At 62.6% G+C, this 20,292-nt stretch carries 21 protein-coding genes; 11 read left to right on the top strand and 10 right to left on the bottom strand.

The window, feature by feature from the left end:
- The first annotated feature begins 87 nt into the window (after window positions 1-87).
- The 3 genes from GV002_RS23380 to GV002_RS23370 are packed head-to-tail and all read left to right on the top strand — an operon-like array spanning window position 88 to window position 1,251.
- Window positions 88-411 (top strand): helix-turn-helix domain-containing protein, encoded by a 324-nt coding sequence (locus GV002_RS23380; RefSeq protein WP_160020643.1) that lies wholly within the window; start codon window positions 88-90, stop codon window positions 409-411.
- Complete coding sequence (locus GV002_RS23375) at window positions 408-773, top strand: hypothetical protein (RefSeq protein WP_074675518.1); 366 nt, start codon at window positions 408-410, stop codon at window positions 771-773. The genes GV002_RS23380 and GV002_RS23375 overlap by 4 nt, the downstream gene beginning before the upstream one ends.
- Entirely contained in the window at window positions 766-1,251 is a 486-nt protein-coding gene (locus tag GV002_RS23370; protein WP_160020642.1) for an SEL1-like repeat protein, read from the top strand. Before GV002_RS23375 ends, GV002_RS23370 begins: the two co-directional genes overlap by 8 nt.
- Here the strand turns inward: GV002_RS23370 and GV002_RS23365 are convergent.
- Complete coding sequence (locus tag GV002_RS23365) at window positions 1,240-2,994, bottom strand: bifunctional diguanylate cyclase/phosphodiesterase (RefSeq protein ID WP_160020641.1); 1,755 nt, start codon at window positions 2,992-2,994, stop codon at window positions 1,240-1,242. The two genes, GV002_RS23370 and GV002_RS23365, sit on opposite strands and share 12 nt — an antisense overlap.
- A gap of 98 nt (window positions 2,995-3,092) precedes the next feature.
- Window positions 3,093-5,174, bottom strand: coding sequence for a carboxy terminal-processing peptidase (locus GV002_RS23360; protein ID WP_178094798.1), 2,082 nt, complete (start codon window positions 5,172-5,174; stop codon window positions 3,093-3,095).
- Window positions 5,175-5,302: 128 nt separating this feature from the next.
- Here GV002_RS23360 and GV002_RS23355 point away from each other — a divergent pair, with 128 nt between their 5' ends.
- From GV002_RS23355 to ahpF, 3 genes are all read left to right on the top strand, one after another.
- Entirely contained in the window at window positions 5,303-6,265 is a 963-nt protein-coding gene (locus GV002_RS23355) for an NAD(P)H-quinone oxidoreductase (RefSeq protein WP_160020639.1), read from the top strand.
- A 314-nt stretch (window positions 6,266-6,579) separates the two neighbouring features.
- Window positions 6,580-7,143, top strand: coding sequence for an alkyl hydroperoxide reductase subunit C (ahpC, locus tag GV002_RS23350; RefSeq protein WP_160020638.1), 564 nt, complete (start codon window positions 6,580-6,582; stop codon window positions 7,141-7,143).
- 206 nt (window positions 7,144-7,349) lie between these two features.
- Window positions 7,350-8,906 carry an alkyl hydroperoxide reductase subunit F gene (ahpF, locus tag GV002_RS23345; protein WP_160020637.1) on the top strand — a complete coding sequence of 519 codons (1,557 nt, stop codon included), beginning with the start codon at window positions 7,350-7,352 and terminating at the stop codon, window positions 8,904-8,906.
- Between the two features lie 147 nt (window positions 8,907-9,053).
- On the opposite strand, the gene GV002_RS23340 is transcribed toward ahpF, so the two are convergent.
- Window positions 9,054-9,896, bottom strand: coding sequence for a bifunctional allantoicase/(S)-ureidoglycine aminohydrolase (locus GV002_RS23340; protein ID WP_079784336.1), 843 nt, complete (start codon window positions 9,894-9,896; stop codon window positions 9,054-9,056).
- A gap of 143 nt (window positions 9,897-10,039) precedes the next feature.
- Between GV002_RS23340 and GV002_RS23335 the strand changes: the two genes are divergently transcribed.
- Entirely contained in the window at window positions 10,040-10,894 is an 855-nt protein-coding gene (locus GV002_RS23335) for a LysR substrate-binding domain-containing protein (RefSeq protein WP_160020636.1), read from the top strand.
- A 96-nt stretch (window positions 10,895-10,990) separates the two neighbouring features.
- On the opposite strand, the gene GV002_RS23330 is transcribed toward GV002_RS23335, so the two are convergent.
- The 6 genes from GV002_RS23330 to GV002_RS23305 all read right to left on the bottom strand — a co-directional run bounded on the left by GV002_RS23330 (window position 10,991) and on the right by GV002_RS23305 (window position 16,214).
- Complete coding sequence (locus GV002_RS23330) at window positions 10,991-11,644, bottom strand: HAD family hydrolase (RefSeq protein WP_160020635.1); 654 nt, start codon at window positions 11,642-11,644, stop codon at window positions 10,991-10,993.
- Window positions 11,644-12,630: an ABC transporter ATP-binding protein gene (locus GV002_RS23325; RefSeq protein WP_160020634.1), complete on the bottom strand. Its 987-nt coding sequence runs from the start codon at window positions 12,628-12,630 to the stop codon at window positions 11,644-11,646. Before GV002_RS23325 ends, GV002_RS23330 begins: the two co-directional genes overlap by 1 nt.
- A complete protein-coding gene (locus GV002_RS23320) occupies window positions 12,627-13,421 on the bottom strand; it encodes an ABC transporter permease (protein WP_160020633.1) in 795 nt (264 codons plus the stop codon). Before GV002_RS23320 ends, GV002_RS23325 begins: the two co-directional genes overlap by 4 nt.
- Window positions 13,408-14,250 (bottom strand): ABC transporter permease, encoded by an 843-nt coding sequence (locus GV002_RS23315; RefSeq protein WP_160020632.1) that lies wholly within the window; start codon window positions 14,248-14,250, stop codon window positions 13,408-13,410. The genes GV002_RS23320 and GV002_RS23315 overlap by 14 nt, the downstream gene beginning before the upstream one ends.
- On the bottom strand, window positions 14,247-15,053 hold the full coding sequence (locus tag GV002_RS23310; RefSeq protein WP_160020631.1) for an alkaline phosphatase family protein: 807 nt from the start codon (window positions 15,051-15,053) through the stop codon (window positions 14,247-14,249). Before GV002_RS23310 ends, GV002_RS23315 begins: the two co-directional genes overlap by 4 nt.
- 102 nt (window positions 15,054-15,155) lie before the next feature.
- Window positions 15,156-16,214: an ABC transporter substrate-binding protein gene (locus tag GV002_RS23305; protein WP_072422729.1), complete on the bottom strand. Its 1,059-nt coding sequence runs from the start codon at window positions 16,212-16,214 to the stop codon at window positions 15,156-15,158.
- A 316-nt stretch (window positions 16,215-16,530) separates the two neighbouring features.
- On the opposite strand from GV002_RS23305, the gene GV002_RS23300 reads away from it, so the two are divergent.
- The 4 genes from GV002_RS23300 (at window position 16,531) to GV002_RS23285 (ending at window position 19,151) form a co-directional block, all read left to right on the top strand.
- Window positions 16,531-17,247: a UTRA domain-containing protein gene (locus GV002_RS23300; protein ID WP_160020630.1), complete on the top strand. Its 717-nt coding sequence runs from the start codon at window positions 16,531-16,533 to the stop codon at window positions 17,245-17,247.
- Between the two features lie 286 nt (window positions 17,248-17,533).
- Window positions 17,534-17,896: a YciI family protein gene (locus tag GV002_RS23295; protein WP_160020629.1), complete on the top strand. Its 363-nt coding sequence runs from the start codon at window positions 17,534-17,536 to the stop codon at window positions 17,894-17,896.
- 28 nt (window positions 17,897-17,924) lie between these two features.
- Complete coding sequence (locus GV002_RS23290) at window positions 17,925-18,707, top strand: DUF899 domain-containing protein (protein ID WP_160020628.1); 783 nt, start codon at window positions 17,925-17,927, stop codon at window positions 18,705-18,707.
- A gap of 21 nt (window positions 18,708-18,728) precedes the next feature.
- Window positions 18,729-19,151: a YybH family protein gene (locus GV002_RS23285; protein ID WP_160020627.1), complete on the top strand. Its 423-nt coding sequence runs from the start codon at window positions 18,729-18,731 to the stop codon at window positions 19,149-19,151.
- A gap of 43 nt (window positions 19,152-19,194) precedes the next feature.
- On the opposite strand, the gene GV002_RS23280 is transcribed toward GV002_RS23285, so the two are convergent.
- Window positions 19,195-20,145 carry a helix-turn-helix transcriptional regulator gene (locus GV002_RS23280; RefSeq protein WP_160020626.1) on the bottom strand — a complete coding sequence of 317 codons (951 nt, stop codon included), beginning with the start codon at window positions 20,143-20,145 and terminating at the stop codon, window positions 19,195-19,197.
- Window positions 20,146-20,292: the final 147 nt, after the last annotated feature.

Raw genomic sequence — 20,292 nt, 5'->3', positions numbered from 1 at the left:
ACGCCTCAGGCGCCACACGCCTGTTAAGATGGCCGCGTGCAAGGAAGGGGTCGAGATCGTCGGCCCTGCTTTCCAACGGAGAGACTCATGAGTGTGCAAATCATTGCCCGTGATGGCGAACCGGAATATGCGGTGCTGCCGTGGGCCGAGTATCAGGCCCTGTTGCAGGCCGCAGGTCACCAGCCAGCGGCACAGGCCAGCGCCGTTGAACAGCCGGTCGAGGCCAGGCGGCCAGCGCTCGATCAGCTGCGCGCGCTGCGTGAGGCCAAGGGGTTGGCAGCAGAGAGTCTGGCGCGTAGCGTCGGCATCAGCCCGCACTACCTGGCGATGATCGAGAGCGGCGAGCGCCAACCCGATGCCGCGATTCTACGCTCGCTGGCCTGGGAACTGGGTTTGGAGGGCTGGTCTTGAGCGTACGTATCAGCCGCCAACACTGGCAGGCATTGCTGACGGAGCTTGACGACGCTCGCCGTCAGCGTCATCTACTGACCTATCGCGCGCTGATCGAACGTCTCGATCTACCCACGCCGGCCATGCAGACTCTGACCGCTGCACTGGAGCATCTGGCGGCACTGGATGCCCGCGCCGAGCGCCCGCTGCGCAGCGCGCTGGTGATCAGCCAGGGCGCCAGTCGCCTGCCGCGTACCGGATTCTTCGACTGCGTGACGAGCCTGGGACGCTTCAGTGGCGCTTCCGATGGTGTGGCGGCTGCATCCTGGCATGCTGCCGAGGTGGTCAGGGTGTTCGAGTTCGATTACCCCGCCGATGTCTAGGTGGCTCTGGCAGTTACGCGCACGCCTGGGCTACTGGCTGGCCCGGCGTCTGTTTCATTTACCTGCGGCGCTGCGTCAGCCACGTTTGTGGCAATGGATGCAGGGCCAATACGGACGTATGGCCAATCTCGGTGACAGCACGGCGCAGAGCTTTTACGGCCATATTCTGCTGTTCAGGGGGCAGGGCCTCGGTGCGCGCGAGGAAGGGTTGAGGTTGTTACGCCTGGCCGCCAATGGCGGTGACGGCAAGGCCGCCTATCAACTGGGTGTGCTGGCCTTGCAGGGCGATACCAGGCATGCGCCGGATGCCTCGCAAGCAGCCCGTTGGTGGGAAATGGCACTGGCTGCCGGCCATCCTCTGGCTGCCAGCCGTCTGAGTCAGCTCTATCGCGATGGCGCTGCCGGGCTGGACGCAGACCTGCAAGTCGCCGAGCGCTATGCCGCCATGGCCGATGAGGCTACTCGCTCAGGCCGTTGAGCCTTCTAGGATATGCAGGCTGTAGCCAGGTACGGCCTTGGCCTGGCGCTTGGCTTCAGAGGCCATTTCGGCCAGGCGCGAGGCATCGAGCTGGGCGCAATCTTGCGCTTTTACGTGCACCACGCCGATCGAAAGCGACAGCAGCGCATATTCCTGGCGCTGCCCGTGGCGGTTGTGGGCGATGAAGCAGCCGGCCTGAAGATGCTCGTCGCGATAAAAGCGTCGGCACTGATTCTGGAAATCCTCGATCAGCTTGCCGAGCTTTTCGCGCCAGTCTGGCGAGCCGAGCACCAGCATGAAGTCATCACCGCCGATATGCCCGACGAAATCGCGGGCCGGATCGACCCGATCATTCAGGCATTGCGCCAGGCACAGCAGTACCTCATCGCCCTTGGCATAGCCGTAGAGGTCGTTGAAGGGCTTGAAGCTGTCGAGATCCACATAGCACACCGCAGCTTCGCGCTGCTGTTGCAGCAGGCGGCCAAGGCATTGCTGGATCGGTACGTTACCCGGCAGCAGCGTAAGCGGATTGGCGTGACGGGCCTGCTGCAGCTTCTGCTCGGTGATCAGCTTGAGGACGTCAATCACCCTGCCCAGGCCCAGGTAGCGACCGTTCTGGATGATGATGAAGTCTTCCTCGATGCGCTGGCGCGCGCGGCTGGTGAGCAGGCGACTGACCTTCTGCAGGGACTGCGTCAGTTCCACAGCGAGAAAGTCCTGACTCATCAGGCGGCTGATGGGTTTGCGCGCGAACAGATCTGTAGCGAAGGGCTTGAGCAGCGCCTCGGACAGCGAGTGACGGTGGACGATACCGACCGGTTGGTGCTGCGTGTCCAGTACGGCCAGGGAGTTCAGGTTGGCCTGGGCACGAAATACGTCCAGCACTTCAGCGATGGCCGTGTGCTGATCGACCGCGGGCTGGTCGTTGAGCAGGGCGCTGAGGTCATGGTTATCCTCACTGAGACTGACCTGATTGCTCAGGACCTGGGGCAGCAGTTGCCGGACATCGCGTGGCGGCTTTTCCTGCGGTCTGCTGAGCAGGTAACCCTGTACCAGGTCGACACCCATCTCTGCCAGCACGGCCAGCTCTTCGGGCAGTTCGATGCCTTCGGCTATCACTTGAGCCCGCGAGGCTTCGGCCATTTTCAGGATCGAGCCGACGAACTCGCGTTTCACCCCATCCTGATGGATGCCGTCGATGAAATGGCGGTCGATCTTCACGTAGTCCGGGCGCAGTTCCGACCACAGACGCAGGCTGGAATAGCCCGCGCCGAGGTCATCCAGGGCAATTGAGAAGCCCATGGCGCGATAGTGATGCAGCGCATTGTCGAGCAGGGCGAAGTCTTCAGTGGGCGATTGTTCGGTGAGTTCGATCACCACCTGGCTCGGTGGGATACCGTAAGCCTGCAGCAGCTTGAGGGTACGCCCTGGTTGGTGGCTGGGGTCCAGCAGCGACTCCGGCGAGACGTTGAGAAACAGTTTGCCCTCCAGCCCCATTGAGCTGAAGCCCTTGCAGGCGCTCTTGCGGCACGCCATTTCCAGCTCGCTCAGACGTCCTGCGTGCCGGGCGACGGCGAACAGCGTCAACGGCGAGTGCAGTGGACTGTTGGAGGGGCCACGGGTCAGTGCCTCATAGCCGAGAATGCGCTGTTCGGACAGCGAGACGATAGGCTGGAACAGGCTGCTGAGGTCGCCGTGAGCGAGGATGTTGCCCAGCGCGCTCAACTGCTCGGTGACGGTCATGATTTGCTCGATCTGCCGGAAACGAAAGGGCCGGTTTCTAACCGGCCCTTTATTTCACGACAGTTCGATGACGATTTGATGACGCTCGATGAGTCGTCTCAATGCAGCGCCAGCGAGGGGTTCAGGCCCAGGTAGTCGAGCAGGATGCGTCCGCTCTCTGCCAGGTAGGCGTCGTCTTCCGGCGTGCTCTTCTCATCGGCGACTGGCAGTGCGTCCTCGTCTTCTTTTTCCAGTTCCTTGAGCGGCTCTTCGCCCTTGGCCTGGCGGCGGTTGTTCTCCAGTGCCAGTTGCTTGGCTTCGACCTCGGCCTGGCGCGCCCGACGGGTTTGCTCGTTGAGGCTGACGGTGGTTTCCGCCATCAGCTTCTTGGCCAGGGTCAGGCGGTCGCGAGTGAAGACGAAATCCGGGTCCTTGGCCGTGCGCAGGTCATGACGAGCTTTCAGCTCGGTCAGGAAGGGCTTGATCGGGTCCAGTTCGGGGGTGATCGCCGGGCGAATGCTGTCCCACGGCAGGGCCGCAGGCAGCGCGCTCTCGCCGATATCCTTGGTGTCCATCACGTCCGGGTAGGTGATGTCGGGAATCACGCCCTGATGCTGAGTGCTCTGGCCGGAAACGCGATAGAACTTGGCCAGGGTCAGTTTCAGTTCGCCATGGTTGAGCGGCTGAATGGTTTGCACCGTGCCCTTGCCGAAGGTCTGGCCGCCGAGAATCAGCGCGCGGTGATAGTCCTGCATGGCGCCAGCGAAGATCTCCGAGGCCGAGGCGGACAGGCGGTTGACCAATACGGCCAACGGGCCACTGTAGTAGACGCCCTTGTTCTCATCGGCGAGTACGTCGACACGACCATCGGCGTTGCGTACCAGTACGGTGGGGCCTTGTTCAATGAACAGGCTGGTCAGTTCGGTAGCTTCCTGTAGCGAGCCACCGCCGTTGTTGCGCAGGTCAATGACCACGCCATCGACCTTCTCGGCCTGCAGCTCGTCGAGCAGGCGTTTGACGTCACGGGTGGTGCTCTTGTAGTTCGGGTCGCCAGCACGGAAGGCCTTGAAATCGAGGTAGAAGGCCGGCAGCTCGATCACGCCGAGCTTGTAGTCGCGACCAGCGTGCTTGAGTTCCAGGATCTTCTTCTTGGCAGCTTGCTCTTCCAGCTTGACCGCTTCACGGGTGATGGTGACCACCTTGCTGGTCTGGTCGCTGGGCGGATTACTGGCCGGGATCACTTCCAGGCGAACGGTGGAACCTTTCGGGCCGCGAATCAGCTTGACCACTTCGTCCAGGCGCCAACCGATGACGTCGACCATTTCGTCGTTGCCCTGGGCAACGCCGACGATCTTGTCTGCCGGTGCGATCTGCTTGCTCTTTTCGGCCGGACCGGCCGGTACCAGGCGTACCACCTTGACGTGCTCGTTGTCACTTTGCAGAACGGCGCCGATACCTTCGAGCGACAGACTCATGTTGATGTCGAAGTTTTCCGCGTTATCCGGCGACAGATAGGTGGTGTGCGGATCGTAGGTGGTGGCAAAGGCATTGATGTAGGCCTGGAACACGTCCTCGCCGCGGGTCTGCTTGAGGCGCGCCAACTGGTTCTTGTAGCGCTTGCTCAGCAGTTCCTGGATGTCCTTGGTTTCCTTGCCGGCGATCTTCAGGCGCAGCACTTCATCTTTGACACGCTTGCGCCACAGTTCGTCGAGTTCAGCGCTGTCTTTGGCCCAGGGCGCTTTCTCGCGATCGACCTGCAATTGCTCGTCGGCAGTAAAGTCGATCTTGTCTACACCCTTGCCCAGCTCCGTCAGCGCGTAGTTCAGGCGCTCTTCCATGCGGGTCAGGTGGCGGCGATAGATGGTGAACCCTGGCTCGAGGTCGCCACTTTTCAGCAGATCATCGAACTTGCTGCGCCACTGATTGAATTCGGCGATGTCAGCCGCAGTGAAATAGCTGCGAGAGGGATCGAGCAACTTCAGGTAGTTGTCATAGATCTGAATCGAGCGCTCGTCATTCAGTGGCGGCTTGTTGTAGTGGTGGCGGCGTAGCAGCTCCACTACGTTGAGGCTGGCGATCACCTGCTCGCGGTCCGGCTGCAGATAGTCCCAACTGGTCGCTGTGGTGGTCTTGGCCGCCAGCGGCAGGGCACTGAAGCCGAGTACGAGGGCGAGGGCGGTGCTTGCAAGAGAGCGCTTCATGCTGATTCGACGTAGTGGCAGTTGATAACGCATATTAGGCCGTATTTGAGGGCGCCAGGTTCCGTTGGCGCTAGGCAAAAGCCCGGCGGTCTGCGCTGGGCTCGGTTCACTTGCACTATGGAGGCAGCATGAAGGCATTGCAAGGCGTCGAAGGGCGTGCAGAGTGGCTGGAACAACCGACGCAGGCCTGTGACGCGGGGCAGGTTCGGGTCAAGGTGGCTGCAGCTGGGCTCAACCGTGCTGACCTGTTGCAGCGCGCCGGGCTTTATCCGCCGCCGCCGGGTGCGAGCCAGGCGCTGGGCCTGGAGTGCGCCGGGGTGGTGGTCGAAGTGGGCGCCGGGAGTGCCTGGCAAGTGGGGGATCGCGTCTGCTGTCTACTCGCGGGTGGTGGCATGGCCGATGAGGTCGTGCTCGATGCTCGCCACGCCATGCCGGTGCCAGAAGGCTTGAGCCTGGTAGAGGCGGCTGTGGTGCCCGAGGTATACGCCACCGCCTGGCTCAATCTGTTCCAGCTCGGGGCCCTGCGTCCCGGCGAGAAAGTCCTGCTGCATGCCGGCGCCAGTGGTGTCGGCTCGGCCGCCATCCAGCTGTGCAAGGCATTCGGCAGCCCTTGTTGGGTCAGCGTTGGCTCGCCAGAGCGGTTGGCTTACTGCGAAGCGCTCGGTGCCCAGGGCGGCGCCTTGCGCGGCGAAGATCTGCAAGCGCTGCGTGATTTCGGGCCGTTCGATGTGATCCTCGATCCGGTTGGCGGGCAGTACGCGGCACTCAACCTGGAATTGCTGGGCCGTGATGGGCGTTGGATCAATATCGGTCTGATGGGCGGGCGCGAAGCCAACCTGGACCTGGCTCAGGTGCTGGGTAAACGGATTCAGCTGATCGGTTCGACCCTGCGCAATCGTGACGATCAGTTCAAGGCCGATCTGTTGCGCGATCTGCAGCAGCAGGTCTGGCCGCTGTTCGCAGAAGGGCGGGTGAAGCCGCAACTCGAGCGCAGTTTTGCGCTCAAAGACAGCGAAGTGGCCTTCGAGACACTCGCCGGTAATCAGGTTGCGGGTAAAATTGCGCTGCTTATCGATCCCGATCTTGTCTGAGCGAGAGCTCCAGCAGGCCGTTGAAAAACGTAGGCGAGGCAGCCAGTGCAATACCGATGGCGGCCCCACAAAAACAGGCGAAAAAGCGGAGTTTACGAGTTGTAAATGAGCATTTTGAGCTTGTTTTTAACGCAGCAATGGCAACGCAGGTAGTTTTTCAACAGCCTGCTAGCCCGCGTCTGGCGCGGGCTTGGCCAACGATTGGCTCATTCAATCAATATCATGGCCGTAATCAATAAGCTTTTTTTCGTTAGGTCGCTAAGATACGCCCTGTAGATTTCAAACCCTCACAGAAACCTCAGAAGGAGTCAGAGATGTCCCTCATCAACACTCAGGTACAACCGTTCAAGGTCAACGCTTTCCACGCTGGCGAGTTCGTCGAGCTCACCGAGCAGAGCCTGAAGGGCAAGTGGTCGGTACTGATCTTCATGCCGGCTGCCTTCACCTTCAACTGCCCGACCGAAATCGAAGACGCTGCCAATAACTACGCCGAGTTCCAGAAGGCTGGTGCCGAGGTCTACATCGTGACCACCGACACCCACTTCTCGCACAAGGTATGGCACGAAACTTCGCCGGCCGTTGGCAAGGCACAGTTCCCGCTGATCGGCGACCCGACCCACCAGCTGACCAACGCTTTCGGCGTGCACATCGCTGAAGAAGGTCTGGCTCTGCGTGGCACTTTCGTGATCAACCCGGAAGGCGTGATCAAGACCGTTGAGATCCACTCCAACGAAATCGCTCGCGACGTCTCCGAGACTCTGCGCAAGCTGAAGGCTGCTCAGTACACCGCCGCTAACCCGGGTCAGGTTTGCCCGGCCAAGTGGAAAGAAGGCGAAGCCACTCTGGCTCCTTCGCTGGACCTGGTTGGCAAGATCTAAAAACGGTTTCAGAGCTACCGTGTTTGGCTAGGCAACGCCTGCTAACCAGGTTTGCCTAGCCGTCGCTCGCGACGCTCTGAATTCCGTTTTGCCATTGCTACCTGCGCTGTTTGGGCCATTAACCGGCCCTTGTGGTGCCCGATGCCCGGGCGCGATCCGTCCGGGCATTTTATTGCCCGAATTTTCGTATTTGAGGAATTTCCGCCATGTTGGACGCCAATCTTAAAGCCCAGTTGAAGGCCTACCTGGAGAAGGTCACCCTGCCGTTCGAGATCGTTGCGTCCCTCGATGACAGCGCGAAATCTCAGGAGCTGCTGGGCCTGCTTCAGGACATCGTCGGCCTGACCGACAAGATCATTCTCAAGACCGACGGCAGCGATGCCCGCCGTCCGTCCTTCGCCCTGAACCGTCCGGGTGAAGACACCGGCGTTGCCTTCGCCGGTATCCCCATGGGCCACGAGTTCACCTCGCTGGTGCTGGCGCTGCTGCAGGTTGGCGGTCATCCGTCGAAGCTGGACGCCGACACCATCGCGCAGATCAAGAGCATCGAAGGCACGTTCGAGTTCGAGACCTACTTCTCGCTGTCCTGCCAGAACTGCCCGGACGTGGTCCAGGCGCTGAACCTGATGGCCGTGCTCAACCCCAATATCCGCAACGTCTCCATCGACGGTGCGCTGTTCCAGGAAGAAGTCGAGCGTCGCCAGATCATGGCTGTGCCGAGCATCTACCTGAACGGTGAGGTCTTCGCTTCCGGTCGCATGGAAGTGAAGGAAATCCTCGCCAAGATCGACACCGGCGCTGCCAACCGCGACGCCGAGAAGATGAGCGCCAAGCCAGCCTTCGACGTATTGGTGGTCGGTGGTGGCCCGGCCGGTGCTGCGGCTGCCATCTACGCCGCGCGTAAAGGTATCCGTACCGCCATTGCCGCCGAGCGCTTCGGTGGTCAGGTGCTGGACACCATGGCCATCGAGAACTTCATCTCCGTCAAGGAAACCGAAGGCCCGAAACTGGTGCGCGCGCTGGAAGAGCACGTCAAGGAATACGAAGTCGACGTGATGAACCTGCAGCGCGCTTCGGCTCTGGTACCGGCCAGCAGCGAAGGCGGCCTGCACGAAGTGAAGTTCGAGAACGGCGCGTCGCTCAAGGCCAAGACCGTGATCCTCTCCACCGGCGCACGCTGGCGCGAGATGGGTGTGCCCGGCGAGCAGGAATACAAGGCCAAGGGTGTGTGCTTCTGCCCGCACTGCGACGGCCCGTTGTTCAAGGGCAAGCGCGTGGCAGTGATCGGCGGCGGTAACTCCGGCGTCGAGGCGGCCATCGATCTGGCCGGTCTTGTTGCTCATGTGACCCTGCTGGAATTCGCCGACACCCTGCGTGCCGACGCCGTACTGCAGAAGAAGCTGCTCAGCCTGCCCAACGTGACTGTGATCAAGAGCGCGCAGACCACCGAGGTCAAGGGCGATGGTCAGAAAGTCACCGGCCTGGTGTACAAGGACCGCACCACCGAGGAGCTGCACACCGTCGAGCTGGAAGGCATCTTCGTGCAGATCGGCCTGTTGCCTAACAGCGACTGGCTCAAGGGCACCCTGGAGCTCAACCGCTTTGGCGAGATCATCGTCGATGCCAAGGGCGCGACCAATATCCCTGGCGTGTTCGCGGCTGGTGACGTGACCACCGTGCCGTACAAGCAGATCGTCATCGCCATGGGCGAAGGCTCGAAGGCATCGCTGAGCGCCTTCGACCACCTGATCCGCCATAGCTGATCGGGCGTTGCAGAAATGAAAAGGCCACCCCATGGGGTGGCCTTTCTTTTTATGGCTAACGAGGAGCCGCTTCGTAGGGTTTGCCGCGCGCACCGGTGTCTCGGTTCTGCTGGTGCGCATGGCGCACCCTGCGAGTGGGGGCATCCCTCAGCGCTTCAGGCCGCCCAGGGTCAGCGGCATCTGACGGTTCACATCCTTGTACAGCAGGTAGCGGAAGCGGCTCGGGCCACCGGCGTAGCAGGCCTGCGGGCAGAAGGCGCGCAGCCACATGAAGTCGCCGGCTTCCACTTCGACCCAGTCCTGGTTCAGGCGATACACCGCCTTGCCTTCGAGCACGTACAGGCCGTGTTCCATGACGTGGGTTTCGGCGAAGGGGATCACGCCACCCGGCTCGAAGTTGACGATGTTGACGTGCATGTCATGGCGCATGTCGCTGATCTCGACGAAGCGCGTGGTGCTCCAGCGGCCTTCGGTGCCCGGCATGACGATCGGTTCGATGTCCTGTTCGTTGGTGACGAAGGCTTCCGGGTAAGGCACGCCTTCGACCGGCTGGTAGGCCTTGCGCAGCCAGTGGAAGCGCACGGCTTCACTGCTGTTGTTGCGCAGCGTCCAATCGCTCTGCGGCGGGATGAAGGCATAGCTGCCCGGGCGCATGGCGTGCTGGGTGCCATTTAGAGTCAGGCTGAATTCGCCTTCGACGACGAAGATCACGCCTTCGGCAGTGGCGTCCAGCTCAGGCTTGTTGCTGCCGCCGTTCGGGCCGACTTCGACGATGTACTGCGAAAAGGTTTCGGCGAAGCCAGTCAGCGGGCGGGCGATGACCCACATGCGCATGTTGTCCCAGAACGGCAGGTGGCTGGTGACGATGTCACGCATCACGCCTTTGGGGATCACGGCGTAGGCTTCGGTGAACATGGCGCGGTCGGTCAGCAGTTGATCCTGACCTGGGTGACCGCCATGCGGTGCGTAGTAGTAGGGCGATTTGCTCATCGAGAGATTGCCTCGGCGGGTGAATGGCGCGGGGTTCGATCCCCGAGCGGAAAATTGGCTCCCAAGCACTATAGGAATTCGCAGCTGGATTCGGAAATTAAATAGTAGAATGCCTGTCAGTGGCTTTCATGATGGGTGGCGACATGCTCGATCCCGTGCTGTTACGCAGTTTTCTCGCCGTGGTGCAGACCGGTGGTTTCACCCGCGCGGCTGCCAGTCTGCACCTGACGCAATCTACTGTCAGCCAGCAGGTTCGGCGCCTGGAGGAGCAGCTCGGTGCGCAGCTGCTCGACCGCAGTGGCCGCTACGTGGTGACCACCACCGAGGGTGAACGCCTGCTGGGTTACGCCAACCGCATCGTCGCACTGATGGACGAAGCCATGCTGGCGTTGGGGCAGAGTGCGGTGGAAGGAGAAGTGCGCCTCGGTGTACCGGACGACTTCGCTGCCAACAGCCTGACGCCTTATCTGGCGGATTTCGCCGACGCGCACCCGGGCATTCGTCTGGAGATCACCAGCGGCCTCAGTCATGACGTGTGGCGTGCGTTCAATGCGGGTGAACTGGATCTGGCGCTGATCAAGCAGCGCGCCGGTAGCGCCAAGGGCCTGGCCAGTTGGGCTGAGCCGCTGGCCTGGCTCGACAGCCGTGCGCGCCCGGTGCTGGCGCGTAACCCGGTGCCGCTGGCTGTGTTCCCGCCCAATGGCCTGTACCGTCTGGAGATGACTCACGCGCTGGACGCCATGGGCAAGCCCTGGCGCATTGCCTATGTCAGCAGCAGCCTGCCCGGCGTCAGCGCTGCTGCAGAAGGAGGGCTGGGTCTGACCCTGTTGCCGCGCCGGTTGATCACTGCCGCGCACCGCGAACTGGACGAGGCCGAAGGTTTCGCCCCGGTGGCGCCGGTGGAGGTGGCCCTGCACGCGCGCAACCAGTTGCCCGGCTACGCGCGGGAGCTGGCGGCGGCGTTGATCGAGGCCTGCGAAGGGATCATGGCCGGGTAGGGTGCGCCTTGCGCACCTTGAAAGCAGTGTTTCGTCTTGTTGACCGTACACGTCGACGGTCGCTGGTGCGCACGGCCTGGGCGGCCCCGCGATACCCTACCGCCAACTGAGAATCGGCCAGCCGGCCTGTTCGGCATGGGCGCGCAGAGTCGGGTCGGGATTGACGGTGAAAGGCTTGTCCACCCGTTGCAGCAGCGGCAGGTCATTGCGCGAGTCGGAATAGAAGCTGGCGCCGGCCAGGCTTTCGCCCTGCTCGGTGAGCCAGGCGTTCAGTCGGGTGACCTTGCCCTCACGATAGGTCAGCACGCCCTGGGTGCGGCCAGTATAGAAACCGTGTTGCTGCTCCAGGTCGATGGCCAGCACCTCATTGATGCCAAAGCGTTCGGCGATGGCGCTGACCAGGAAATGCGCCGACGCCGAGATCACCAGCAGGCGATCGCCCGCAGCGCGGTGTGCCGCCAGCGTACGACTGGCGTCGCTGTAGAAGATCGGCTCGATCACGTCCTCGACGAAGGGCTCGACCACATGCGCGACTTCCTCGGGCGTACGGCCAACCAGCGGCGACAGGGTGAAGGCCATGTAGTCTTCCATGGCCAGGGTGCCGGCGGCGTATTGGCGCATCAGCTCCTGTTCGTGGGCGAGGAAGGAGTCGCCATCGGCCCAGCCGATCTTCACCATTTCCTGGGTCCACAGGCTGGCGCAGTCGCCATGGATCAGGGTCTCGTCGAGATCGAAGATCGCCAGGGCCATCACGCCACCTCCCGGATCGCATCGGCGCCAATGGCCAGGCTGACGCTCTGGCCGTCGTGGTGCAGGTCAGCGGCGGAGCGGTTGAGCACGTCCACCAGCAGCTCCACGCCGCAGGCTTCGACTCGGTAGCGGATCACGTTGCCGAGCAGGCTGTGGCTGCGAATCTGCGCCTCGATGCCGCTGTCGGCGAAGTGGATGGCTTCCGGACGAATGGCCACGCGGCTGCCGATCTGTTGGCCAAGCAGGCGGCTGGCGGCATCGGCATCGAGTAGGTTGTAGTTGCCGATGAAACCGGCGGCAAAGGCATCGGCTGGTGCGGTGTAGAGGGTCTCGGCATCGCCGCTCTGGACGATCTGGCCACCGTTCATCAGCACGATGCGGTCGGACAAGACCAGCGCCTCTTCCTGATCGTGGGTGACGAAGATGGTGGTCAGGCCCAGCTCGCGTTGGATGGCGCGGATCTGCTCGCGCAGGTGTTTGCGGATGCGCGCATCCAGGGCCGACAGCGGCTCGTCGAGCAGCAGCAGGCGCGGGCGGGTGACCAGCGAACGGGCCAGGGCCACGCGCTGGCACTGACCACCGGAAAGCTGGTGCGGGTAACGATTGGCGTAGTCGCTGAGCTCCACCAGTTCCAGCACCTCGGCGACGCGCTTGCTGGCCTCGGCGGCTGGCACTTTCTGCATCCGCAGGCCGAAGGCGACGTTCTGTTGCACGGTCATATTGGGGAACAGCGCATAGCTCTGGAACACCATGCCGATGCCACGCTTCTGCGGCGGCATCGGCACCAGGTCCTGGCCATCTAGCAGGATCTGCCCGCCGTCGACCGCAGTGAGGCCGGCGATGCAGCGCAGCAGGGTGGACTTGCCGCAACCGGACGGGCCGAGCAGGGTGATGAATTGGCCTTGGCCAATCTCGATATTGATGTCGGTGAAGATACGGGTCGGGCCGTAGCTTTTGTGCAGATTCTGGATATGCAGAAAACTCATGACTTGTCCTTGTTCAGACGGTTGGCTGCCCAGGTCATCAGCAGCACGAACATGAAATAGGAAATCACCAGGGCGCTGGTGAAGTGGCCGCTGTCGTTACGCATGTTGTACAGGTACACCTGCAGCGTCTCGTAGCGGCTGCCCACCAGCAGGTTGGCGAAAACGAATTCGCCGAACAGGAAGCTGAAGGACAGGAACACCGAAACCATCAAACCTTTGCGCAGATTGGGCAGCACCACCATGAAGGCCGCACGCCAGGTGCTGGCGCCGAGCAGGTGGGCAGCGTCCATCAGGTCGCGCAGGTTGATGGCCTGCAGGTTGTTGGTGATGGCGCGGTACATGAAGGGCAGGGCGATGGTGAAGTAGCAGCCGACCAGAATCCATGGCGTACCGAGGATCGGCAGTGGGCCGGACGCGAACAGCTGCATCAGGCCGACCGAGGACACTACCGGCGGAATGGCGAACGGCAGCAGGATCAACACGTTCATCACGCCGTCCAGCTTGGGGAAGTGGTAGTTGACCACGAACAGCAGCGGCAGGATCAGCAGCAGCGCCAGTGCCAGAGCCCCGAAGCACACCAGCAGCGAGCGGCCGAAGGCAGCGAGGAAGCGCGTATCGCTCCACAGCGCCACGTACCACTTGAAGGTGAAACCGCTGGGCAGGATGGTCGCCGACCAACTGGTGGACAGCGAGTACACAAGGGTGCCGAGCAGCGGCAGCAGCAGGATCAGAAACAGCAGGTAGACCACCAGTTGGTGGAACAGCGGCGAGCGTTTTTCAGCGGGTGACATGGTAGCTCCGGCGCAGCAGCCATTGGTGGACGATGGTGATCAGGGTCATCAGACCGACCAGTACCATGGCCAGGGCGCTGGCCATGTTCGGGTCGAGGAAGATGTCGCCGGAGACCATCGCCGCGATACGGATCGGCAGGATGTTGAAGTTGCCGGTGGTCAGCGCATACACCGTGGCATAGGCGCCCAGGGCGTTGGCCAGGAGGATGACGAAGGTGCCGAGCAGTGCCGGTGTCAGCACCGGCAGGCCGATGTGGCGCCAGAACTGCCAGGTATTGGCGCCGAGCAGTTCGGCCGACTCGCGCCAGTCTTCGCGCAGGGCATCGAAGGCCGGATAGAGCAGCAACACGCCAAGGGGAATCTGGAAGTAGGTGTAGAGGACGATCAGGCCGGTCTTGGAATAGAGGTTGAAGTCCTCGATCACGCCCATCTGCTTGAGCAGGATGGTCAGCGCGCCGTTGAAGCCGAGCAGGATGATGAAGGCGAAGGCCAGCGGCACCCCGGAGAAGTTGCTGGTCATGTTGGAAAACGCCATGACGAAATCGCGCAGGCGGCTGCTGACCTGGCGCAGCGAATAGCTGCCGATGATGGCGATGGCGATGCCGAACAGGCTCGACCAGAAGGCCACCTCCAGGCTGTGACGCATGGCCTGGCGGTAGAAGGCCGAGGAGAAGGCCTGCTGGAAATTGCCCAGGCCCCAGCCTTCGGCGGTATTCAGGCTGTTGCTCGCCACCCAGACCAGCGGTGCGATCTGGAAGGCGAAGAAGAACAGGGTGAAGGGGACCAGGCACAGCAGTGCCCAACCCTTGCTGGAAATGGACGACTTCATGCAAGCAGCTCCCTGCACCAGGGTTTATCGTGGGCCGCGCCGAGCAACTGGCAGAGGGTGCCGCACAACTCGGTCTGTTGCGGGCGGGCTGCAGGATCGAGACTGAATGCGCTGCCCAGGACGATCAGCGGTACTTCGCGCTCTTCCGGCAGCACGCCGTTGTGGCTGCGGTCGTTGTTCATGCCGTGGTCGGCAGTCACCAGGATCTGGTAACCGGCGTCGAGCCAGGTCTGGATGTATTCGGCCAGCAGCACGTCGGCCATGCGCGCGGCGTTGCGGTACTGCGAGCTGTCGAGGCCGTGCTTGTGGCCGGCATCGTCGATGTTCATCGGGTGTACCAGCAGCAGGTTCGGCTGGTGGCGCTGGCGCAGGCTGTCGGCGTCGGCGAACAGGTGCGAATCCGGGTAATGGTCGGCGTAATAGAAGTGGCCGTGCTGAATCGGCAGTGCTTCGTCGCTGGTGTGACGGTCGCGCGCGGCCTGGAAGGGTGCGCGGTTATACAGCTCGCTGACCCAGTGATAGGCGGCAGCGGCAGTGCTAAGGCCGGCGTCACGGGCGTAGTGGAAGACGCTGCGCTGATTCGACAGACGCACCACATCGTTATGCACGATGCCGCTGTCGATGGGCGCGACGCCGGTGAGAATGCATTCGTAGAGCGGACGGGACAGTGCCGGCAGTGCGCAATCGAGCTTGTACAGCGCGGCGCGCCCGGCCTGGCAGTAAGCCAACAGGTGACCCAGCGCATGCTGGGCCACCTGATAGCTCAGGCCATCCAGTACCACCAGGATGACGTTGTGCTTCATGGGGTTCTCTCTTTCGCTCGTAGCCCGGATGTAATCCGGGGGCGTACTTGGCGATTGCCCCGGATTGCATCCGGGCTACGGATCAATGGTGTCGCGACCGCATCAGTTCATATTGATGATCACGTGCTCCTGCCACAGGCGCGGCAGGGCCTTGGAAGTGGCCTCCCAGGCAGCGGCATCCTTGATCGGCTGGACCTTGGCGTACTGCTCTTGCGGCAGCAGCTTGGCCTGCACCTCGGCCGGCAGTTCGATGTGCTCGGCGCGAATCGGGCGGGCGTTGCCCTTGGCCAGGTTGATCTGCCCGGCATCGCTGAGGATGTATTCGCGGGTCAGCTTGGCGGCGTTGGGGTTCTTCGCCCACTTGTTGATGATGGTGCTGTAGCCGGAGATCACCGAACCGTCGGACGGGATCAGTACCTCGAAGCGCTCGGGGTCGATCTGGTCGCGATAGGAAAGGCCGTTGAAGTCCCAGACGATGCCGACTTCCACTTCACCCTTTTCCAGGGTCTGGATGGTCGGGTTGGCCAACGACAGGCGACGCTGCTTGGCCAGTTCGCCGTAGAAATCCAGGGCCGGCTGCACGTTGCTCTCGTTGCCGCCCATGGCGATGGCGGCGGCCAGCACGCCGTTCACCGCTTGCGCGGCGGTGCTCACGTCACCGGCGGACACCTTGTAGGTGCCGGTCTTGAGATCGGCCCAGGAGCGCGGGATGTCCTTGACCAGTTGCTTGTTGACGATGAAGGCGATGGAGCCGGTGTAGGCCAGCATCCAGTGACCGTCCTGGTCCTTGGCCCAGTCGGGAATCTGCGCCCAGGTGCTCGGCTTGTACGGCTGGGTCACGCCCTGCTGTACGGCGATGGGACCGAAGGCTGCGCCGACGTCGCCGATGTCGGCGGTGGCGTTCTCTTTCTCGGCGGCGAACTTGGCGATTTCCTGCGCCGAGCTCATGTCGGTGTCCTGGTGCTTGAGGCCATAGAGTTTGGCCAGGTCAGCCCAGGTGTCTTTCCAGTTGGCCCAGCTGTCAGGCATACCCACGCTATTCACCGCGCCTTCGGCGCGTGCAGCCTTTTCCAGTGCCTGCAAGTCGGTGCCTTCGGCCATGGCGGAAGTCGCCAGAGCGATGGCCGAGCCCATCAGTGAAGCCAGCAGCAGTTGTTTCATTGGAAACTCCTTTGCAGTGAGAATGTTGGTCTAGATCAGCAATACCCGAGCCAATCTAAGCGCCTTCGATGACAGTTTTATGTCCAGCCACGGCTGGCAGATGTCTAGCTGCAGTCAGCTGGCGCGCTCATCAAGCGTAGACCATGGATAAGTCGCTGATTTATTGGGCTGTGAGTGGATGTGGCGGTGGCATGCAGCGTGCTTGCAGCAAGGCTGTCATCTATCAGTCATCTAGACTGCCTAGTCTTGTAACCCGTTTGAGTGAGTGACTTTTGCCCTGTGATGGGGCTGGACTAGTCCAAAAGGGGAAATTTTGATGCGCGAAGAAGCGCCACGGGCCGTCACCCTCATCTGCCGCGCGTTGCAGGAGCAGATCGACCGGGGCCTGTTGCCCTCCGGCAGCAAGTTGCCGGCCGAGCGCAAGCTCAGCGAGTTGTTCGACACCACGCGTATCACCCTGCGCGAGGCGCTCGGCCAGTTGGAGGCGCAGGGGCTGGTCTATCGCGAGGAGCGTCGTGGCTGGTTCGTTTCGCCGCAACGGGTGGCCTACAACCCTCTGGTGCGTACCCACTTCCACGCCATGGTGGCCGAGCAGGGGCGGGTGCCGGCGACCGAGGTCCTGAGTGCACGCTTGATGCCGGCCACCGCGCAGATCTGCCAGGTGCTGGAGCTGCCGGCGTTGTCGAGCGTCTATCAGGTGTGCCGCGCGCGGCGCATCGACGGGCGCCTGGTGCTGTATGTCGAGCACTACCTGAATCCGGCCTACTTCCCAGGCATTCTCGAGTTCGACCTGACTCGCTCGCTGACCGACCTCTATGCCAGCGAATACGGCATCCACTACGGCCGCGTGCGCTTCGACATGGTACCCACCGCCCTGCATACCGAGGCGGCGACCAGCCTGAAAGTTTCACCTGGCAGCCCGGCGCTGCGCATCACCCGCGTCAACCGTGACCAGCACGGACGCATCATCGACTGCGACCTGGAGTTCTGGCGTCACGACGCCATTCACGTCAGCGTCGAAGTCCCCGAGTAGGGTGCGCTGCGCGCACCGGATTTTTAGGGCGCTGTCTGTACCAGCTGTTGCGAGGCACTGAGCCTTACACGGGGTTCGCTCACTATCATTGGTGGGCCAAAGCGGAACGCCGCCCGGCCCACCCTACAGGCCTGCGCAGCAACTCCTAACCCTTAACGCAGGTATTGAGGTGCGCACGGCGCACCCTACCGTTCGTCGGCTGCGTAGATGTTTTTTCGGCCAATGTCGAAATGAGCTCGCCGCGTTCGACTATCCAGTATCCACCGCCAAGGAACTGGAGTGCGTCATGAAATACCTCTGTCTCGTCTACGCCAACGAACAGGAGCTGCACAGCTCCCCCGACAGCCCGCATGACAGCGAGTGTCACGCCTACGCCCAGCGTGTGCAGGAGAGCGGGCGGATGCTCGCCGCCGAGGCGCTGCAGTCGGTACAGACCGCCACTACCGTGCGCATGCGTGGCGGCAAGCTGGACATCACCGATGGCCCCTTCGCCGAAACCAAGGAGCAGCTCGCCGGCTTCTACTTGATCGAGGCGCGCGACCTCAACGAGGCCATCCAACTCGCCGGTCACATTCCCGCCGCCCGTGTCGGCTGCGTGGAAGTGAGGCCGGTTCGCCAACTGGATGTCGACCCGGCCGCTCAACACTGAGCTGCCCTCGTTCAGCAGGAGAACCTTCATGGACCGTCGTTATATCCCCGAGGTCGCTACACGTGAGCAGTGGCTGGCCGCTCGCAAGGCGCTGCTCGAACAGGAAAAGGCGCTGACCCGCCAGCGTGACGCGCTCAATCGCGCCCGCCGTGCCCTGCCCATGGTGCTGGTGGAAGAGGACTACCGCTTCCAGGGCCCGCAAGGTGAAGTCGGCCTGGAGGCGTTGTTCGACGGGCGCAGCCAGTTGATCGTCTACCACTTCATGTATCACATGGACCGTGGCGAAGGCTGCGACGGCTGCTCTTGCCTGGTGGACAACATCGGCCACCAGTCCCACCTGCATGCTCGCGACACCAATCTGGTGCTGGTTTCGCGGGCGCCGCGGGCTGATCTCGAAGCCTTCAAGCGGCGCATGGGCTGGACGCTGCCCTGGTACAGCGCCTACGGCAGTCGCTTCAACTACGACTATCACGCCACCACCGATGAGCAGGTCGCGCCGGTCGAATACAACTACCGCGACAAAGACGAGCTCAAGCGCCTGGGCCTGACCTATCACATCCAGGGCGAGCAGCCCGGTGTCAGCGTGTTCCTGCGCGACGGTGGGCGCATCTATCACACCTATTCCACCTATGGCCGAGGCGTGGAGATGCTGATGAGCAGTTTCCACTTCCTCGACTTCACGCCTTTTGGCCGCGGCGAGGGTTGGGATGGCATGCCCGATCTGGACGGCAAGGGGCTCAACTGGACGCGCCTGCACGACGAGTACGAACAGACCGCGCCCACCCACGACTGCTGCGGCCACAAGGCCTGAACCTCAGCGAAGGAGAACGACATGAGTCAGCACGAACTGCAAGATGCCCTGAACAGCTGGACCGAAGCCTGCCGCAGCAAGGACGTGGCGCGCATCATGAGTCACTACGTCGAGGACGTGGTGTCCTACGATGCCATCGGCCCATTGCGTTTTCAGGGGCGCCCGGCGTACCAGGCGCATTGGCAGGCCTGCATGGAGATGTGCAGCGGCCCGGGGATGTTCGAACCGCACGAGCCGACCTTCACCGCCAGCGGCGATCTGGGCGTGACCCATTACCTGCTGCACTGCGGCGGCACCAATGAAAAGGGCGAGCTGGAAACCTGCTGGATGCGCGTGACCCAGTGCCTGCGCCGCCAGGGCGGTCGCTGGCTGATTTTCCATGAGCACTTCTCGGCGCCCTGCGATATGGAAAGCGGCAAAGCCCTTTTCGACCTGCAGCCCTAGCGAGCAGGGGCTGCGCGATGGTCTGGTGCTTACCAGACCATCCTTAGCGCGTGACCAGTTCCAGCATGCGTTGCGCCTGCTGGCGTACGGCCTCACGCAGCTCGACCGGCTGTTCGATGGTGAAGTCGAAAGACAGGCGTAGCAGCAGGTGAGCGAACCAGGTTGGGCTGTCGGTGCTGGTGGTCAGACGCACGCTGTTGCCTTCGGGCATCAGCAGACCGGCGTTGTTACCCAGTTCGGCGATGGCACTGGCGAGGTCGGTGTGCAGCTGGATACTCACCGGGTAGGCCCGTGGCAGGGTGGCGATGCTGGTATTGAGGTGGGCGGCGGCGTCGAAGGCTTCCGGCCGCTCGAAGTGGCTCTCCAGGGCGCGCACTTCGCGCAGGCGATCCAGGCGGAAAGAACGCACCGCCTGGCGTAGGTGGCAGTAGCCGCTCATGTACCAGAAGCCCCGGCGGAACACCAAACCGTAGGGATCGACTTCGCGCTCGCTACATTGGCCCTGATCGCTGCAATAGCTCACCCGCACCTGACGGCGCGCCTCGGCGGCGGCGGCGAGTTCGGCCAGGAGTTGCTGGTCGCCATTGGCGCGGTTGCGCGGTAGATCCAAGATGGCGCTCTGGCTGAGGGCGCGCACTCGCTGCTGCAGTCCCTTGGGCATTACCCGCTCCAGCTTGGCGCGGGCACTGGCCACCGCCACGGCGGTTTCTGTCAGGCCCAGATTGGCCGTCGCCAGCAGGCCCAGCGCCACCGCCTGAGCCTCCTCAGCAGTGAACATCAAGGGCGGCAGCTTGAAACCGGCCACCAGGCGGTAACCGCCATGCCGACCGCGCTCGCTGGTTACCGGAATCCCCAGGTCTTCCAGATGGCGGATGTAACGGCGCAGGGTGCGGCCGTCCACCTCAAGGCGCTCGGCCAGGTCGCGACCGCTGAGCTGGCTATGACTTTGCAGCAGCTCCAGCAGGGCGAGCACGCGGGTGGTGGGACTGTTCATAGGCGATCGCAGGCTCCGTAGGGCGCGCAGTGCGCACCGGGCAAACCTTTAGCTGTCTTGCTGCGCGCACACTCAACAAAAACAGCGCTAGGCGATTTTATTAGGGCGGAATATAGCCTAATTGGCTCTTAGTCTGGAGGTAGGTCG

The organism is Pseudomonas sp. 8O, assembly GCF_902506495.1.
Lineage (GTDB): Bacteria > Pseudomonadota > Gammaproteobacteria > Pseudomonadales > Pseudomonadaceae > Aquipseudomonas > Aquipseudomonas chaetocerotis.
Note: the sequence above shows the minus strand (reverse complement) of the source record. Positions and strands in the feature narration are given on the sequence as shown.

What these genes read in the sequence shown, in the direction of transcription:
- GV002_RS23330 (WP_160020635.1), bottom strand. Translation starts at nt 11,644, where the DNA reads ATGGCCCTGGCGATCTTCGATCTCGACGAGACCCTGATCCATGGCGAC.
- GV002_RS23355 (WP_160020639.1), top strand. Translation starts at nt 5,303, where the DNA reads ATGAAGGCATTGCAAGGCGTCGAAGGGCGTGCAGAGTGGCTGGAACAA.
- GV002_RS23305 (WP_072422729.1), bottom strand. Translation starts at nt 16,214, where the DNA reads ATGAAACAACTGCTGCTGGCTTCACTGATGGGCTCGGCCATCGCTCTG.
- GV002_RS23280 (WP_160020626.1), bottom strand. Translation starts at nt 20,145, where the DNA reads ATGAACAGTCCCACCACCCGCGTGCTCGCCCTGCTGGAGCTGCTGCAA.
- GV002_RS23310 (WP_160020631.1), bottom strand. Translation starts at nt 15,053, where the DNA reads ATGAAGCACAACGTCATCCTGGTGGTACTGGATGGCCTGAGCTATCAG.
- GV002_RS23285 (WP_160020627.1), top strand. Translation starts at nt 18,729, where the DNA reads ATGAGTCAGCACGAACTGCAAGATGCCCTGAACAGCTGGACCGAAGCC.
- GV002_RS23335 (WP_160020636.1), top strand. Translation starts at nt 10,040, where the DNA reads ATGCTCGATCCCGTGCTGTTACGCAGTTTTCTCGCCGTGGTGCAGACC.
- GV002_RS23365 (WP_160020641.1), bottom strand. Translation starts at nt 2,994, where the DNA reads ATGACCGTCACCGAGCAGTTGAGCGCGCTGGGCAACATCCTCGCTCAC.
- GV002_RS23290 (WP_160020628.1), top strand. Translation starts at nt 17,925, where the DNA reads ATGGACCGTCGTTATATCCCCGAGGTCGCTACACGTGAGCAGTGGCTG.
- ahpF (WP_160020637.1), top strand. Translation starts at nt 7,350, where the DNA reads ATGTTGGACGCCAATCTTAAAGCCCAGTTGAAGGCCTACCTGGAGAAG.
- GV002_RS23300 (WP_160020630.1), top strand. Translation starts at nt 16,531, where the DNA reads ATGCGCGAAGAAGCGCCACGGGCCGTCACCCTCATCTGCCGCGCGTTG.
- GV002_RS23360 (WP_178094798.1), bottom strand. Translation starts at nt 5,174, where the DNA reads ATGAAGCGCTCTCTTGCAAGCACCGCCCTCGCCCTCGTACTCGGCTTC.
- GV002_RS23320 (WP_160020633.1), bottom strand. Translation starts at nt 13,421, where the DNA reads ATGTCACCCGCTGAAAAACGCTCGCCGCTGTTCCACCAACTGGTGGTC.
- GV002_RS23380 (WP_160020643.1), top strand. Translation starts at nt 88, where the DNA reads ATGAGTGTGCAAATCATTGCCCGTGATGGCGAACCGGAATATGCGGTG.
- GV002_RS23295 (WP_160020629.1), top strand. Translation starts at nt 17,534, where the DNA reads ATGAAATACCTCTGTCTCGTCTACGCCAACGAACAGGAGCTGCACAGC.
- GV002_RS23340 (WP_079784336.1), bottom strand. Translation starts at nt 9,896, where the DNA reads ATGAGCAAATCGCCCTACTACTACGCACCGCATGGCGGTCACCCAGGT.
- GV002_RS23325 (WP_160020634.1), bottom strand. Translation starts at nt 12,630, where the DNA reads ATGAGTTTTCTGCATATCCAGAATCTGCACAAAAGCTACGGCCCGACC.
- ahpC (WP_160020638.1), top strand. Translation starts at nt 6,580, where the DNA reads ATGTCCCTCATCAACACTCAGGTACAACCGTTCAAGGTCAACGCTTTC.
- GV002_RS23315 (WP_160020632.1), bottom strand. Translation starts at nt 14,250, where the DNA reads ATGAAGTCGTCCATTTCCAGCAAGGGTTGGGCACTGCTGTGCCTGGTC.
- GV002_RS23370 (WP_160020642.1), top strand. Translation starts at nt 766, where the DNA reads ATGTCTAGGTGGCTCTGGCAGTTACGCGCACGCCTGGGCTACTGGCTG.